A 15,391-nucleotide genomic window follows, 5' to 3' on the forward strand; every position below is an offset into this window, starting at 1 on the left:
TTGACGACGTCCGCAGATCTCGCGATTTGATCGCTTCTGCGCGCCGCATGGACTCGAGTTGCTGGAATCCACCAGATGATGGTAGCCGAGGCCCATTCTGCGATCCAGCTCGGGGATCCGTGTCTTGATCCCGAGCTTGCGCGAAATAGTCTGCTCGTTCCATGGGCTGAACCCGAACCAGAGGACGAGAAGTTCGTCTTCGACAACAACATCGACCTGATCGGTCTGATGTCGCCCAGGTCGGTAGGCTCCGTGGTGCCGGCGATGAAGCAATCGGCATCGGGAGGGAAACCCTAGAAAATTCAGCACGGAGTCTCGCTCGAAAAAGCCGAAGTGACGCTGAGCGACGAGGCTGATTGATCTCACCGGGTCCGGAAGAACCTGATCCAGCGGATCTGCCATGATGACGCCTTGGCTCTGGAAGCTGGTCTGTCCGCGCTGCTCGGCTCGCTGAAGAAAGGCATCCAAATCCGCGCAGCAGAGAAATTCCGTCGTATTGAGTGCGATTTTCCAGCCTATAAGCGATTGCTCAATAATCATTACTTCCTTATCACACTCGACCGCGCTGAACTCGTCGTTGCGTGAGTCCAGGATTTGCCAATCCGGAACGTAAGTCTCGATGATGCGGCGGCTTTCATCGGTCGATCTATAGTTGATCATGATGCCATGATCGAACATTCTGCGATGATGTTCGAGCCACCATGGCAAAAGATATTCTTCATTGTAAAAATGCGAGATAACGGTTTTCTTGAGCACCATGAGCCAGCCTCGATCTTTACTAGCTGTCCATACGGATCGACGGAAAGTACGTGAGAAAACGATCCGATTTTCCCCGCCGCGCGTCGCGAATACGCTTGACGATCTCTGGATAAAAATTCCAGGCCAAAATTACGATCAATAGCCGATCGCGGTCATGTTCCAGCGTATCTTTGCCGACAATCTCCGTATTGGTGCCCGGCGTGAACAAACCAACTTTGAGTGGATTATCATCGACAATATATTCGAGCTCAATCCCAGAGAAGTTTAAAAACGTCATTCCTTTAGCCGCGACACCATAACCGACAATTTTGTAGCCATCTGCCCGATGCCAACGGACAAGATCTCCGACGTGATCGCTGATCGCGTGCGACCGTTCCGCAAAACGGCTATAAGTTGCGATTTCGCGATAACCGAGCTGTAATTCCTGATGATTGATTTCGAAATACTGCTCACATTTATCGTTCGCCCCTTGCGGCGCCAACTCGAACAGATAGGAAGTCCCATGAATCGGGACATGTTCGACGTTCACAAGCTTAAGACCAGAGCGATTCGCCAGTTTTTGGAAAGAATTACAACAAAAGAACGAATGATGTTCGTGATATATGGTGTCAAATTCACCATTTTTGATCATCAACGCTTGAGAAGTCTGTATGAACACCCGACCTTCTGAGCTCACCGCATGTGCGCAAGCTTTTAAAAACGACAAAGGGTCTGCGACGTGGCCCAGAACATTCATGGCGACAACGACGTCGAATTTCACGTCGAACGATTGCGCGACTTCTTCACTCCAATATGCGACCTTCGTCGGTACCCCGTTGGAGATCGAAAGGCACTCAAGATTTTTTGCTGGATCGACACCCTGTACAATATGGTTTTTATTTCGAAATAATTTTAGAAGACTTCCATCGTTACTTGCAATATCGAGGACCCTGAGTGGACGATTGCCGACACGGCCTTCTACCTTTGTGACAAAATCCGCAAAGTAATTCCTCAGCGTTTCGGTCGTGCCGCTGACGTAAAGATAGTGCTCGAACAGCTTTGACGGGTCGACCGCCCCCGACAATTGGCAATGCCAGCAAGTCTTGCAAACCCGTACCGCGAGAGGATAGGCCTGAAGTACTTCGTCAAACCGGTGGCAAGAATTTGCCAGTGGTTGGTCGCCGAGATCGAGAAAAGTGTGCAGATCTTCGCTGCCGCAGGCGAGGCATTGTCGAATTTCCGTGAAGCTCATGATCAGCCCTTAGTTCGTTGAGGCAGCGACAAGCTCGTCGACCAGCGATTCGACAGTAGCTTTGGGCGAGAACCCAAACGCCGATATGGCTTTTCCGTTCTCCATGCTGAAGTCATAAGTCTCTGTTGGCGGGAGTTCCACAGTATCGCAACCGACTCGGGAGGCAACGCGGGTAGCGATCTCCTTCACCGTTGCATTGAAACTACATAAATTGTAGACTCCTGGATCGGTATCGGTTTGCAGGATCAGATCAACAGCATTGCAAAGATCTGATATCCCTAGAATTGGCCTACGGACATGGCCGTTGAAGATTTTTACCGTCCCTGTCTCGAGGCCGCTCTTCACCATTGCGTTGATCATAAGGTCGACGCGCAGATTCGGCGACGCACCGCATACTGTTCCGAATCTCAAAGCGTAGGCATTCTTGTAAAGCAGCGACGAGATACCGTCACAGGCGTATTTTGTGAAGTCATACATGTTGCTGAAATTGAACGTCTTCCAACTTTCGTCGACGGCTTTTCCTCCGACTCCTGTATAAATACTGGACGAACTTGCATAGAGAAGCTTTTGCTGATCGAGCTTGGCGATCAAGTTGACAAATTTGCAGAGGTTGTTGTCGATGGCCCCGAAGGGGTCAGCCACGGACTGCTTCACATTTGAATGACCAGCGAGCAGAATGATTACGTCGTAATCGCGGAGTTTATTCGCTGTAATGTGATTATAATCCGTCCTTAAATTGCTATTATTTACAAAATTTCCTCGATACTCCATGTCGATGGTATCAATTTTCTCATATCTATCGACCACGTGACTGTAAATTGCGCTACCGATATATCCAGTGCCCCCAATTATCAGTATCGATGTCATTACCGTGATTCCGCGATTACTATAAAGATCACAAATAGACGCTCGACTCATTCTGGTCTGGCATCAATCTTCTCGGCCATATCTTTGCAACATTTCAGCCAACTTGCAAGACACCCATGAAGCAAGTCGGCTAGCGTTTGCTTACTGCGACAGGTTTTGTTTTAATTGGACGGATCGATATCAGCCACGGAACTGTTGGTTTATAGTAGAAATACGAGTTTTTACGGCAGAAGCATTGCGCTTTATGCGAGGCAAAACTTTTATTAAGCGCGTCTTTTGTGGGAAATATTCTTTATCTTGAAAAGTTGATGTGTGCCAAGGGTGTTTCTTGAGCTACGGATTCGACGCTGGCCTCCTTGCCGGTTCCCGTTTTACAACCGCTCACCGGCTCAAGTGGCTCGGTCGCCAGCAACCCAGACAACAGGGCGGTGGCTCAATCCGTGCTGTGTCCGCCGGCGAACGGAGCATCCTTGGGAGACCTCGGCGGAGTTGAAGGCGGCGGCTCGGGGGCCCTGCTTGTTCCAGGGCCTTCACTTAATTCCTCGACGTCCGCAAAATTGCGCAACTACCGGTCCGGTAGAGATCCGAGCAGGTGCCGCGGACACAGAGCACCCTGCGTGTTCGGATCGTCAGGAGAAACCGATGTCCAGCTATCCCGTCATCACCCTGCGTCCCGACGACAGCGTCGTGGTGGCACGCGGCGCCATCGAGCCCGGCACCCCGGTCGCCCCCGGGGTGGCGGCGGCGGAGCGGATCCCCGCCGGCCACAAGCTCGCGGTCCGGCCCCATCGCGGCGGCGAACCGGTGACCAAGTACGGTCAGATCATCGGCTTCGCGAAGGCCGAGATCGCCGTCGGCCAGCACGTCCACGTCCACAATCTCGGGATGGGCGAGTTCGCGCGGGACTACGCGTTCGGGCGCGATGCCCGGCCGACCCGGCTGGTCGCGCCTCCGGCGACCTTCCAGGGCATCCGCCGGAGCGACGGCCGGGTGGCGACCCGGAACTACGTCGGCATCCTGACCTCGGTGAATTGCAGCGCGCACGTCGCGGATCTCATCGCCGACGCGTTCCGGCGGCACCCGATCCTCGGGCTCGATCCCCTGGCCGCCTACCCGAACGTCGACGGCGTGGTCGCGCTCACCCACAAGACCGGCTGCGGCATGGCGATGGGCGAGCCGCTGCGGCTGCTGCGCCGGACGCTCGCCGGCTATGCGCGCCACGTCAACTTCTCGCACATCGTGATGATCGGGCTCGGCTGTGAGGTGAACCAGATCGGCGCCTTCCTGGAGGAGCAGGGCTTGGGCGACCGGATCCGCAGCATGAACATCCAGACCCTCGGCGGCACCCGGAAGACCGTGGAGGCCGGGATCGAATTCGTGACCGGCATCCTGGCCGAGGCCAACGTCGTGCGGCGGGAGACCGTGCCGGCGAGCGAGCTGATCGTCGCCCTGCAATGCGGCGGCTCGGACGGTTACTCGGGTGTCTCGGCCAACCCGGCGCTCGGGATCGCCAGCGACCGAGTCGTGGAGAACGGCGGCACCGTGATCCTCTCGGAGACCACCGAGACCTACGGGGCGGAGCACCTGTTCACCCGGCGCGCCGTGAGCCCGGAGGTGGGTCAGAAGCTGGTCGACCTGATGCGCTGGTGGGAAGACTACACGCGCCGGGAGGGATCGGAGATCGACGCCAACCCGTCACCGGGCAACAAGGCCGGCGGCCTGACCACGATCCTGGAAAAATCCCTCGGCGCCATGGCCAAGGCCGGCAGCACCAACCTGGTCGACGTGCTGCGCTACGCCGACCCGGTCACCGCCAAGGGCTTCGTGTTCATGGACACCCCCGGCTACGACCCGGTCTCGGCGACCGGGCAGGTGGCGGGCGGGGCGAACCTCGTGTGCTTCACCACCGGGCGCGGCAGCGTGTTCGGCTGCAAGCCGTCGCCGTCGATCAAGATCGCCACCAACTCGGCGATGTACCGGCGCCTCGAAGACGACATGGACGTCAATTGCGGCACGATCCTCGACGGCGAGGAGAGCGTCGAGCAGGCGGGCCAGAGGATCTTCGAGATGATCCTGCGGGTCGCCAGCGGCGCACGGACGAAGAGCGAGCAGTTCGACTTCGGATCGTCGGAATTCGCGCCCTGGCAGCTCGGCGCTACCGTGTGAGCCCGCCCGAGGGTCGGACGGGCCGTCAGAGGTCCGTCCGCGTCACGTCGGGAAAACCCAGGATGAAATCCGGCCCGAAGGCGGTGACCGGAGTGTGGAACCCGGCGGGGACCGTGCCGGCCGCCACGCGGCGGGCGGTCTCCAGGGCGGTCAGAGCGGTCAGGGTGTAGCCCTCGGGGGTCTCCATGCGGCTCGCCGCGCCGCGGCCCTGCGCGTCCCAGGCCTCGGCCAGGAAGGTGCTGCGCGCCCGCGCCCGTGCCGCCGCCGTGGGACCCGGCGGCAGCCGGTCGATCCCGCGATTGATCAGACGCTGCGCGGCGCCCCCCGCAATGAGCCGGCGCAGGCCCGCCGGCAGCCCCGCGGCCGCCGCCATGGCGGGAAACGCCTCAAAATACACCGCGATGTTGGGGACGCGCGTGGAGTACCACGCGCTCGACACGTCGCCCCAGCCGAGCCCGACGGTGCGGCGCGGACCGCGGCCGAAATCGGCGCTGCCGCGGGGCGGACTCGGCAGCTCGACGATCCGGCCGTCCCGGCGCACGCGGGTGCCCCAGGCGATGCCCTCGACCATGGTGCGGGCGGTCCCGCGGCTGAAGCCGCCGAAGCCCCCGATCGAGATGCGCAGGTGCGTGGCGCTAGGCAGCCGGGCCGCCACATGGGCGGCGAGGCAATCGCTCGGCACCACGTCGAAGCCGGCCGCCGGAAGCAGCACGATGCCGGCCGCCTTCGCCTGGGCATCCCGGGCCGCGAGCGATTCCAGCACGTCGATCTCGCCGGTGATGTCGACGTAATGCGTCCCCGCCGCCAGGCACGCCTCCGCCATCGGCAGGGCCGTCCTGGAGAAGGGTCCGGCGGCGTGGATCACCGCGGCGGTGCCGGCGAGCGCCTCGCGCAGGCGCCCCGGGGCGTCGAGCGGGACGGCCCGCCAATCGAGCCCGAGCCGCGAGGCGAGGGCCCGCAGCTTCTCGGGGTCACGGCCGGCCAGGATCGGGCGCAGGCCGAGCGTGCAAGCGTGTTCGGCCAGGAGCGTCCCGGTATAGCCCGTGGCGCCGTAGATCAGGATCGCGGTCATGGCCGCCCATGTAGCACGGCGCGCAGGCGCTCGGACCCAGGCCGCGGCGCCGGGACCGGACATCCCCGCGGTCGGCTGTGGCGGCGGCGCCGGTCCGGGAAGAGCGATCGGCCTCGAAGCGGGCGGACCGTTCGCCGGGTGAGGGAGCCACAGCGCACGGCAATCCAGCCTGCGGCCGCCGCGGGACTTCGCCTGTCCGCCGGTGCGCGACACCCGTGCGCGGGAAGGCCCTTAAACGGCGGCGGCAAGGGGCGTAGCCTGACGCGCGAAGGCACCGAACCCGTACGGCCCGAGGGAGCCATCATGTTCCGATCAGGCGTTGCGCACCCTCCCGCCGTCCCGGAGAGCGACCCGTTCGCGGCCTTCGCGGACGAGTTGGTCGCCCTGCCGCCCCTGCGCGCCGCCATGGCGGCGGCGTGCCGCCGGCCCGAGCGGGAATGCGTCCCGCCCCTGCTCGATGGCGCCCGCCTGCCGCCCGAGGCCGCCGGGCGCGTGGCCGCCACAGCCCGCCATCTGGTCGAGACCCTGCGCCGCCAGACCCGGCGCGGCGGCGTGGAAGGGCTGATCCAGGAATACGCCCTGTCGAGCCAGGAGGGCGTGGCGCTGATGTGCCTCGCCGAGGCGCTGCTGCGCATCCCCGATGCGGCGACCCGCGACGCGCTGATTCGCGACAAGATCGCCGGCGGGGACTGGGCCGCGCATCTCGGCCACAGCCCGTCGCCGTTCGTCAACGCGGCGACCTGGGGGCTCTTGGTCACCGGCAGGCTCGCGGCGACGCGCAGCGAGACCGGCCTGTCCGCCGCCCTGACCCGGCTGATCGGACGCGGCGGCGAGCCGTTGATCCGCAGGGCCGTCGATCTCGCCATGCGGTTGATGGGCGAGCAGTTCGTCACCGGGCGCACGATCGCCGAGGCCCTCCGCAACGCGACGCCCATGGAGGCGAAGGGCTTCACCTACTCGTACGACATGCTCGGCGAGGCGGCGCTCACCGCCGAGGACGCCGAGAGCTACCGTCGCGCCTATGCGGACGCGATCCGGGCGATCGGCGAGGCCTCCGCCGGACGCGGCGTCCTCCTGGGCCCCGGTATCTCGATCAAGCTGTCGGCGCTCCATCCCCGCTATGTCCGGGCGCAGCGCGGCCGAATCCTGGCGGAGCTGGCGCCGCGCGTGCTCGAGCTCGCCCGCCAGGCCAAGGGGTACGGCATCGGCCTCAACATCGACGCCGAGGAGGCCGACCGCCTCGACCTGTCGCTCGACATCCTGGACATCCTCGCGGCGGATCCGACCCTCGCCGGCTGGGACGGCCTCGGCTTCGTCGTCCAGGCCTACGGCAAGCGCTGCCCCTTCGTCGTCGACGTGCTGATCGACCTCGCCCGGCGGACCCGGCGCCGGCTGATGGTGCGCCTCGTGAAGGGCGCCTACTGGGACAGCGAGATCAAGCGCGCGCAGACGGACGGGCTCGCGGATTTCCCGGTCTTCACCCGCAAGGTCCACACCGACGTGTCGTACCTCGCCTGCGCCCGCCGGCTCCTCGCCGCGCCCGACGCGGTGTTCCCGCAATTCGCCACCCATAACGCGCAGACGCTCGCCAGCATCGTGGAGATGGCAGGCCCGGATTTCCGGCCCGGCCAGTACGAGTTCCAGTGCCTCCACGGGATGGGCGAGCCGCTCTACGAGGCGGTGGTCTCCGCGGAACGGCTGCGGCGGCCGTGCCGCATCTACGCGCCGGTGGGCACGCACGAGACCCTGCTCGCCTACCTGGTCCGACGCCTCCTGGAGAACGGCGCCAACACCTCCTTCGTCAACCGGGTCGCCGACGCGGCCGTGCCGGTCGAGGCGCTGATCGCCGATCCGGTGGCGTCGGTCGAGACGGCGCAGGACCCGGGCGCGCCGCACGAGCGGATCGCGCTGCCGCGGGATCTCTACGGACCCGCCCGCACCAACGCGGCCGGGCTCGATCTCGCCGACGAGGCCGCGCTCGCCGGCCTCCTGGACGGCCTGCGCGCGAGCGGGCAGGCGGTCTGGCGGGCCGTGCCCACAGGAGCCGATGCGGATTCGGCCGACACCGCCGTGCGCAACCCGGCCGATCGCCGGGACCGCGTGGGCCTCTGGAGAGCGGCCACGGAAGCCGAGATTGCCCAGGCCGTCGCGCGCGCTTCGGGGGCCGCCTCCGCCTGGGCGTCGACCCCACCGGCCGAACGGGCCGGAGGCCTGCGCCGGGCCGCCGACGCCTTCGAGGCCCGGATGCCGGTGCTGATCGGACTGATCGTCCGCGAGGCCGGAAAGTCCTACGCCAACGCGGTCGCGGAGATCCGCGAGGCCGTCGACTTCCTGCGCTACTACGCGGCCGAGGCCGAGCGGACGCTCGACGCGCCGCACGCGCCGCTCGGGCCGACCGTCTGCATCGCACCGTGGAACTTCCCCTGCGCGATCTTCGTCGGGCAGGTCGCCGCCGCCCTGGCGGCCGGCAACCCGGTGCTGGCCAAGCCCGCCGCCGAGACGCCGCTCATCGCGGCCGAGGCGATCCGGATCCTGCACGCGGCCGGCGTCCCGGAGGACGCGCTCCAGATCGTGCCCGGCGGCGGCGCGGTCGGGGCTGCCCTGGTCGGCGACGCGCGGGTCCAGGCCGTGCTGTTCACGGGCTCGACCGCCGTCGCCAAGGACATCCAGCGCATCCTCGCCGGGCGGCTGACCCGCGACGGCGAGCCCGTCCCGCTCATCGCCGAGACCGGCGGCCAGAACGCCATGGTGGTCGATTCCTCGGCGCTCGCCGAGCAGGTGGTGGGAGACGTGGTCGCCTCGGCGTTCGATTCCGCCGGCCAGCGCTGCTCGGCCCTGCGGATCCTGTGCCTGCAGGACGAGATCGCCGACCGGACGCTCGCGATGCTGAAGGGCGCCCTGCGCGAATTGCGGGTCGGGGATCCGCGCCGGCTCTCCGTCGATATAGGGCCGGTGATCACCACCGAAGCCGCCTCCCGCATCGCCGGCCACGTCGCGGCGATGCGCGGGCGCGGCTTTCCCGTGCATCAGCTGCCCCTTCCGGCGGACACGGAGGCGGGGACCTTCGTGCCGCCGACGTTGATCGAGATCGGTCGGGTCGCCGACGTCGAGCGGGAGGTGTTCGGCCCGGTGCTGCACGTCCTGCGCTACGCCCGCGCCGATCTCGACCGGATCCTCGCGGAGATCCACGCCACCGGCTTCGGCCTGACCTTCGGGCTGCACAGCCGCATCGACGGGACGATCGACCACGTCCTCGCGCGGGTCCGCGCCGGCAACCGCTACGTGAACCGCAACGTGATCGGCGCGGTGGTGGGGGTGCAGCCCTTCGGCGGATCCGGCTTGTCGGGCACGGGGCCGAAGGCCGGCGGCCCCCTGTATCTGGGTCGCCTGGTCCGGCGACCGCCGGCGGCCGCGCTCGACGGGCTGTCGGCCGACGCCGCGCCGATCCGCGCGTACCTCGATTGGCTGCGGTCGACGGGGCGCGGCGCCCTCGCGGAATGGCTCGCAGAGGCCGGGTTTCCCGCCTGCGCCGAGACCGCTCTCGCCGGCCCTGTCGGGGAGCGCAACCTGTACGCGCTCCGGCCCCGCGGCCGCGTCGCCGCCATCGCGCGGACGGAAGCCGGGCTCCTGCTCCAGCTCGGGGCGATCCTGGCCGGTGGCAATCGCGCCGTGATCATCGCGTCGGCGCCGATCCGGACGATCCTCGCCGGCATCCCGCCCGACTGTGCAGCGCGCATCGAGGGGGCCGACAGCCTCGACGGCGCGCCGGATCTGGACGCGGTCCTGTTCGAGGGCGACGCGGACGGATTGCGGGCGCTGAACAAGGCGGTCGCGGCGCGTCCCGGGGCGATCCTGCCCGTCCAGGCGCGCACCCCGGAGGCGTTCGCCGCGGGGGATCTCTATGGGGCGGCCGGTCTCGTCGAGGAAGTCTCGACCGCGATCAACACCGCGGCCGCCGGCGGCAATGCCAGCCTCATGAGCGTCGGCTGAGGGGCGCCCGCCGATCAGGCGGCCCGGCGCAGGTTCCAGAACAGCGGCAGGCCGGTGAGCATGCCGTCGAGGTCGCTGCGGTACGCCGTCGGCTGGAAATACTGGCCGCACGGGATGTAGGCGCCGACCTGAAGGGCGCGCGCCTGAATCTCCGCCGCCACCGCCTTCTGGCCCGCGAGGTCGGGCGCCGCGAACCAGGCCGTGCGCAGGTCTTCGAGCGGCGCGTCGGTCAGCCAGCTCGGGACCCCGGCGCGGCCGTTCCCGCGGATGACCAGGTGGTAGGCCGGCGAGAGGTGGTCGAGGCCGCCGGAGAAGATCCCGAACATCGACCAGCCGCCCTGGTCGAGCGGCTTCGGGCTCAGGATCCGCTGGTTCACCGTCCCCCAGTCGGTCGCCACGACATCGACGTTCATCCCGAGCTTGCGGCAGAGATCGGCCATGACCTCGCAGATCGCGTTGATCCGCGGCACGTCGGTGCCCGAGAGCAGCACCACCCGCTCGCCCTTATAGCCCGCCTCCGCCAGGGCGCGCTTGGCCGCCGCGAGATCGCGCGGGCCGGTCAGAAGCTCCAGGCCGGCCTGTGACGCCATGGGTCCGCCGGGCGTGAACACGCCCGCCGGACCGCGCCGGATCGCGGGATCGCTGCCGGCGACCGCATCCATCATCTCGCCCTGATCGACGGCCGACAGGAGGGCCCGGCTGATCGCCGGGTTGTCGAAGGGTGGCAGCGTGTGGTTGAGACGGATCTGCCCGATCAACCCGGCGGACTCGACCAGCTCGACGCGCACCGCGCGCTGCGCCATCAGGTCGGGCACGAGGTCGACGAGCGGCTGCTCCCACCAGTCGATCTCGCCCGAACGCAGCGCCCCGGCCGCGGTGGCGCCGTCGGGGATCGTGCGCCACTCCACGCGGTCGAAATGCGCGATGCGCGGCCCGGCGGTGAAGCTCGGGCTGCCGTCCTGGCGGGGTCGGTAGCCCTCGAAGCGGCGGTAGACGTTGAGCGAGCCCGGCACCCGCTCGGCGGCGACGTAGCGGTAGGGACCGCTCCCGACGATCTCGGCAACCGCCTGGGTGGCCGGCGTGGTGCTCAGCCGCTCCGGCATGATCACCGGGATGTAGGAGGTCGGCTTGGCAAGCGCGTCGGGCAGGAGCGGGAAGGGCCGCCTGAGGCGGAACTGCACCACCGTGTCCGAGGGCGCCGACAGCTCGTCGACGGTCGAGAACAGCGCCCCCCCGTAGGCGTCGCGCTGGGACCAGCGCCTGAGGCTCGCCACCACGTCGCGGGCGAGCACCGGCGTGCCGTCGTGGAAAAGCAGGCCGTCGCGCAGCGTCAGGCGCCACGTGAGCCCGTCCGGGGCGACCGCGTGGCCGGCGACCATCTGGGGCTGGGCCCGGTACGCGGCATCGAGGCTGTAGAGCGTGTCGAACACCATCAGCGCATGGGTGCGCGTGACGTAATTCGTCGTGATGATCGGATCGAGCAGGGCCAGATCGGCGTAGGGCACGAAGCGCAGCGTCGTCGCGGAGGCCGCCCGGACCAGCGCGGGCCGCGCGAGGGCGCCGGCCATCAGGGCTCCGGCGCCTCCCAGAAGGGTGCGTCGCTTCATCGATCCATCCCGGTCGCGTCATCCGATCGCCACGCCCGGCGGGCGCGGCCGCCCCGGCTCGCAAACGGTACGCCAGCGCGGTGCGGCGACGCGCAGGGGGCGCCCGTCGGGGCGCCGAGGGCGCGGGCCGCTTACGCGGCGCGGGACCAGCGGATGTCGCCGAGGCTCTCGCGGAAGGCGAAACGGGCCAGGTGGTCGGCGACCACGTTCTCCAGCCGGGTGAGGTTCACCGGGTCGGCGCTGTCGATGCGCATGACAAGGGCGTCCGGCTCCGCATCGAAGGTGCAGACCCGGTCCTCGCCGAACGGCACGGTGCCGTGAACCGGGGTCGCCTCGACCTGGAACTTGTGGCTCCAATGCCGGCAGAGCTGCTGCAGGTAGCGGCTCGCTTCCGTGGTCTGCACGCGGGCCTGGGAGGTAGGCATTCCTTGGGTCTCCAGAAGGATCAGAAACAGTCTCTCGCTGACGGGCCGTGAGTCGATCTCGCAGATGCGAGATAAGAATGCCTCAGAGCAAATGCCATGCCTGGCGATGACGGACCCGTGGCGTTCGTCTCACGTGAAGGTCGACCCGAAGCGTTAGCAGATGCTTAACACGCCGGGCGGCCGCGGCGGATCGCGGCGGCGCGTGGCTGTCCTGCACCCGCCGGCGCGCCGAATTATGGCGCGCTGCACAAAATCGTCAGCGCGGCCGGGCGTGCTCGACCGTCCCGACGGCGATGACCTTCCCGGGATTGAGCAGGTTGTCCGGGTCGAGGGCGCCCTTGAGCCGTCGCATCAGGTCGAGCCCCACCGGATCGCCGTAACGCTCGAGCTCCTCGCGCTTGATCAGCCCGACGCCGTGCTCGGCCGCGATCGAGCCGCCGAGGGCGTGAACGATATCGTGGACGATCCGGTTGAACCGCCCCCACTGCGCGAGGAAGTCCGCGGCCGGCATGTCGGCGGGCTGCGTCAGGTTGAAGTGGATGTTGCCGTCGCCGAAATGCCCGAAGCCGCAGGGCCTCAGGCCCGGCATCGCGGCCCGGCAGGCGGCGCCGGCCTGCTCCAGGAAGTCCGGCAGGCGTGACAGGGGCACCGACACGTCGTGCTTGATCGAGGCGCCCTCGCGGGTCTGCGCCTCGGGCACGCCCTCGCGCAGGCGCCAGAGCGCGTCGTCCTGGGCGCCGCTCGCGCCGATCACCGCATCGGCGATCAGTCCGTCCTCGATCGCCCGCCCCAGGGCGGCCTCCAGTTGGGCGCGGGCGTCCGCGTCCGGCCGCGCCGAGGCGACCTCGATCAGCGCGTAGGCCCCGTGCGCGTCGGCCAGGGGGCGGACGGTGCCCGGGACGTGGCGCAGCACGAGGTCGAGGGCGAAGGGCGGCAGGTACTCGAACGCCGTGAGATCCCGGTCCATCCGGGTCCGGAGGGCCACGAACAGGTCCAGGGCGGCCCGGGCCGAACTCAGCCCGACAAAGGCGACGCCGGTGGAGCGGGGTTTCGGGAACAGCCTGAGCACCGCCGCCGTCACGATGCCCAGCGTCCCCTCGGACCCGATGAACAGCTGCTTCAGGTCGTAGCCGGCATTGTCCTTGCGCAGGGCCTTCAGCCCGTTCCAGACCCGGCCGTCCGCCAGCACCACCTCCAGACCGAGGACGAGGTCCCGGGCGTTTCCGTAGGCCAGGACGGCGATGCCGCCGGCATTCGTGCTGATGCCGCCGCCGATCCGGGCCGAGCCGCGGGAGGCGTAGGAGAGCGGGAACAGCATCCCGGCGGCGTCGGCCGCCGCCTGCACCTCCTGCAGGATCATCCCGGCCTCCACCGTGATGGTGGCGTCCACCGGATCGACGGCGCGCAGCCGCGTCATCCGCTCCAGGGAGAGGACCATGCCGCCCTGCGGCACGCCGGCGCCGGTGAGCCCGGTATTGCCGCCGAGCGGGACGACCGCGATCCCGGCCTGGGTGCAGGCGCGGACCGCGAAGGCGACCTCCTCGGTGCTGCCGGGCCGCAGCACCGCGCGCGCGGACCCGGTGAAGAGCTTGCGGCTCTCCACGAGGTAGGGCGCCATGTCGCCCGGATCGGTCACCACGTGTCGGGCGCCGAGGCCGTCCCGGAGCGCGTCGAGCAGGGTATCCTGGGAGGCGGCGATCGGAGTCATCGGTAAAATTTTGTAGGCCACAGCGCGCGGGAGGCAAGCGCCGGGATGGCGCAGGCCGGCGCGGGGCTTACAACGGTGTCGCAGATGCCGGGCGGCGCTCAACCCGGCCGGTCGCCCGCCCCACCGCAGAGGCAGTGATGCTCTCCGTCATTCAGAACCCGCCCCGCACCGCCCTCCCGATCGTCGGCAGCAGCGACCTCTTCCCCGTCCGCCGCGTCTACTGCGTCGGCCGGAACTACGCCGCCCATGCCCGCGAGATGGGGGCCGATCCCGATCGCGAGCCGCCCTTCTTCTTCATGAAGCCCGCCGACGCGCTGCAGATCGTCGGTTCCGAGCCGACGCCCCACGCCTACCCGTCGAAGACCCGGAACTACCATTTCGAAGTCGAGATGGTGGCGGCCATCGCCGGCGGCGGCAGCGATATCCCGGTGGCGAGCGCCCTCGACCACGTCTACGGCTACGCGGTCGGCCTCGATATGACCCGACGCGACGTCCAGGACGAGGCGAAGAAGATGTCGCGGCCCTGGGACACCGCCAAGGCCGCCGACGGGTCGGGGCCGATCGGCGCCCTGCACCCGGTCTCCCTGGTCGGCCACCCGACGCGCGGGTCGATCACCCTGTCGGTGGACGGCGAGACGCGCCAGAAGGGCGACCTCGCCGACCTGATCTGGTCGGTGGCCGAGCAGATCGCCTACCTGTCGGGCTATTTCGCGCTGCATCCGGGCGACCTGATCTTCACCGGCACGCCCTCGGGGGTCGGCCCCGTGGAGCGCGGCCAGCGCATGGTGGCGGCGATCGACGACCTCGGCGCCATCACGCTCGACGTCGTCTGATCCGGCGCGCGCACCGACATGCTGCTCGACCGGCCGCTGTTCCGGCGCCTGTTCCACCTCGGGGCGCTCGCGTCCCGGGGCATGACCCTCGGGGTGCGCGGCATCGCCCTCGATCCTCAGGGGCGCGTGGCGCTGGTGCGGCACACCTACATCAGCGGCTGGCACCTGCCCGGCGGCGGAGTCGAGCGCGGCGAGACCGCGCACGACGCGATGGTCCGCGAGTTCCGCGAGGAGACCGGGATCGTCCCGGAGGCGCGTCTGCGCCTCCACGGCCTCTACCGGAACGTCGCGGCCGCGCCGCGCGACCACGTCGCGCTGTTCGTCGTCTCCGCGTTCACGCAGCACCGAAAGGGCCCGGACCGGGAGATCGCCGATTGCGCCTTCTTCCCGGTCGACGCGCTGCCCGACGGCACCACCCGCGGGACGCGCGCCCGACTCGACGAATTCCGCCTCGGCCTCCCCCCCGACCCGAACTGGTGAATCGTCGCCAGGAGGCAAAAGAGACGCTTGCGCCGCCCGGCGGAATGGTGTTTAGAGAGCGCCGCCGGGGCCGCCGGCACGAAAGTCCGGGCGGCGCGGCACTAGTGAGCGGGTGTAGCTCAGGGGTAGAGCACAACCTTGCCAAGGTTGGGGTCGAGGGTTCGAATCCCTTCGCCCGCTCCAGTTTTCCCAACCATATTCTGATTACTCGCGAAGCCCGATCGCTGCTGCGGCAGCCGGTCGGTCGTTCGCG

Annotated in this window: 12 protein-coding genes and 1 tRNA gene; 7 read left to right on the top strand and 6 right to left on the bottom strand. The window is 67.6% G+C overall.

The annotated features are described in order from the left end of the window. Positions 1–75: 75 nt before the first annotated feature. Complete coding sequence (locus MKL01_RS16955) at positions 76–297, top strand: hypothetical protein (RefSeq protein WP_243906370.1); 222 nt, start codon at positions 76–78, stop codon at positions 295–297. Between the two features lie 114 nt (positions 298–411). Then, on the top strand, positions 412–585 hold the full coding sequence (locus MKL01_RS16960; protein WP_243906371.1) for a hypothetical protein: 174 nt from the start codon (positions 412–414) through the stop codon (positions 583–585). Positions 586–778: 193 nt separating this feature from the next. Here MKL01_RS16960 and MKL01_RS16965 read toward each other — a convergent pair whose 3' ends face one another. Next, a complete protein-coding gene (locus MKL01_RS16965) occupies positions 779–1,990 on the bottom strand; it encodes a class I SAM-dependent methyltransferase (protein ID WP_243906372.1) in 1,212 nt (403 codons plus the stop codon). A 9-nt stretch (positions 1,991–1,999) separates the two neighbouring features. Then, complete coding sequence (locus MKL01_RS16970; protein WP_243906373.1) at positions 2,000–2,857, bottom strand: NAD-dependent epimerase/dehydratase family protein; 858 nt, start codon at positions 2,855–2,857, stop codon at positions 2,000–2,002. Positions 2,858–3,499: 642 nt separating this feature from the next. Here MKL01_RS16970 and MKL01_RS16975 point away from each other — a divergent pair. Then, positions 3,500–5,023: a UxaA family hydrolase gene (locus tag MKL01_RS16975; protein ID WP_243906374.1), complete on the top strand. Its 1,524-nt coding sequence runs from the start codon at positions 3,500–3,502 to the stop codon at positions 5,021–5,023. Positions 5,024–5,048: 25 nt separating this feature from the next. On the opposite strand, the gene MKL01_RS16980 is transcribed toward MKL01_RS16975, so the two are convergent. Beyond that, positions 5,049–6,095, bottom strand: coding sequence for a saccharopine dehydrogenase family protein (locus tag MKL01_RS16980; RefSeq protein WP_243906375.1), 1,047 nt, complete (start codon positions 6,093–6,095; stop codon positions 5,049–5,051). Between the two features lie 303 nt (positions 6,096–6,398). Between MKL01_RS16980 and putA the strand changes: the two genes are divergently transcribed. Then, entirely contained in the window at positions 6,399–10,085 is a 3,687-nt protein-coding gene (gene putA / locus MKL01_RS16985) for a trifunctional transcriptional regulator/proline dehydrogenase/L-glutamate gamma-semialdehyde dehydrogenase (RefSeq protein WP_243906376.1), read from the top strand. A gap of 14 nt (positions 10,086–10,099) precedes the next feature. On the opposite strand, the gene MKL01_RS16990 is transcribed toward putA, so the two are convergent. From MKL01_RS16990 to MKL01_RS17000, 3 genes are all read right to left on the bottom strand, one after another. Then, positions 10,100–11,692 carry an ABC transporter substrate-binding protein gene (locus MKL01_RS16990; protein WP_243906377.1) on the bottom strand — a complete coding sequence of 531 codons (1,593 nt, stop codon included), beginning with the start codon at positions 11,690–11,692 and terminating at the stop codon, positions 10,100–10,102. Positions 11,693–11,823: 131 nt separating this feature from the next. After that, complete coding sequence (locus tag MKL01_RS16995) at positions 11,824–12,117, bottom strand: DUF2218 domain-containing protein (RefSeq protein WP_243906378.1); 294 nt, start codon at positions 12,115–12,117, stop codon at positions 11,824–11,826. Between the two features lie 256 nt (positions 12,118–12,373). Beyond that, positions 12,374–13,825, bottom strand: coding sequence for an FAD-binding oxidoreductase (locus tag MKL01_RS17000; RefSeq protein ID WP_243906379.1), 1,452 nt, complete (start codon positions 13,823–13,825; stop codon positions 12,374–12,376). A gap of 137 nt (positions 13,826–13,962) precedes the next feature. Here MKL01_RS17000 and MKL01_RS17005 point away from each other — a divergent pair, with 137 nt between their 5' ends. The 3 genes from MKL01_RS17005 to MKL01_RS17015 all read left to right on the top strand — a co-directional run bounded on the left by MKL01_RS17005 (position 13,963) and on the right by MKL01_RS17015 (position 15,321). Next, entirely contained in the window at positions 13,963–14,658 is a 696-nt protein-coding gene (locus MKL01_RS17005) for a fumarylacetoacetate hydrolase family protein (protein WP_243906380.1), read from the top strand. An 18-nt stretch (positions 14,659–14,676) separates the two neighbouring features. After that, on the top strand, positions 14,677–15,138 hold the full coding sequence (locus MKL01_RS17010) for an NUDIX domain-containing protein (protein ID WP_243906381.1): 462 nt from the start codon (positions 14,677–14,679) through the stop codon (positions 15,136–15,138). A gap of 108 nt (positions 15,139–15,246) precedes the next feature. Continuing rightward, a tRNA-Gly gene (locus MKL01_RS17015) sits at positions 15,247–15,321 on the top strand. Positions 15,322–15,391: the final 70 nt, after the last annotated feature.

It is taken from the genome of Methylobacterium sp. J-070 (genome assembly GCF_022829385.1).
GTDB lineage: Bacteria > Pseudomonadota > Alphaproteobacteria > Rhizobiales > Beijerinckiaceae > Methylobacterium.

Excerpts from the sequence above, each read along its gene's own strand:
- MKL01_RS17000 (WP_243906379.1), bottom strand. The coding sequence starts at position 13,825 with ATGACTCCGATCGCCGCCTCCCAGGATACCCTGCTCGACGCGCTCCGG.
- MKL01_RS16990 (WP_243906377.1), bottom strand. The coding sequence starts at position 11,692 with ATGAAGCGACGCACCCTTCTGGGAGGCGCCGGAGCCCTGATGGCCGGC.
- MKL01_RS16995 (WP_243906378.1), bottom strand. The coding sequence starts at position 12,117 with ATGCCTACCTCCCAGGCCCGCGTGCAGACCACGGAAGCGAGCCGCTAC.
- MKL01_RS16980 (WP_243906375.1), bottom strand. The coding sequence starts at position 6,095 with ATGACCGCGATCCTGATCTACGGCGCCACGGGCTATACCGGGACGCTC.
- MKL01_RS16970 (WP_243906373.1), bottom strand. The coding sequence starts at position 2,857 with ATGACATCGATACTGATAATTGGGGGCACTGGATATATCGGTAGCGCA.
- MKL01_RS16955 (WP_243906370.1), top strand. The coding sequence starts at position 76 with ATGATGGTAGCCGAGGCCCATTCTGCGATCCAGCTCGGGGATCCGTGT.
- putA (WP_243906376.1), top strand. The coding sequence starts at position 6,399 with ATGTTCCGATCAGGCGTTGCGCACCCTCCCGCCGTCCCGGAGAGCGAC.
- MKL01_RS16975 (WP_243906374.1), top strand. The coding sequence starts at position 3,500 with ATGTCCAGCTATCCCGTCATCACCCTGCGTCCCGACGACAGCGTCGTG.
- MKL01_RS17005 (WP_243906380.1), top strand. The coding sequence starts at position 13,963 with ATGCTCTCCGTCATTCAGAACCCGCCCCGCACCGCCCTCCCGATCGTC.
- MKL01_RS16965 (WP_243906372.1), bottom strand. The coding sequence starts at position 1,990 with ATGAGCTTCACGGAAATTCGACAATGCCTCGCCTGCGGCAGCGAAGAT.
- MKL01_RS17010 (WP_243906381.1), top strand. The coding sequence starts at position 14,677 with ATGCTGCTCGACCGGCCGCTGTTCCGGCGCCTGTTCCACCTCGGGGCG.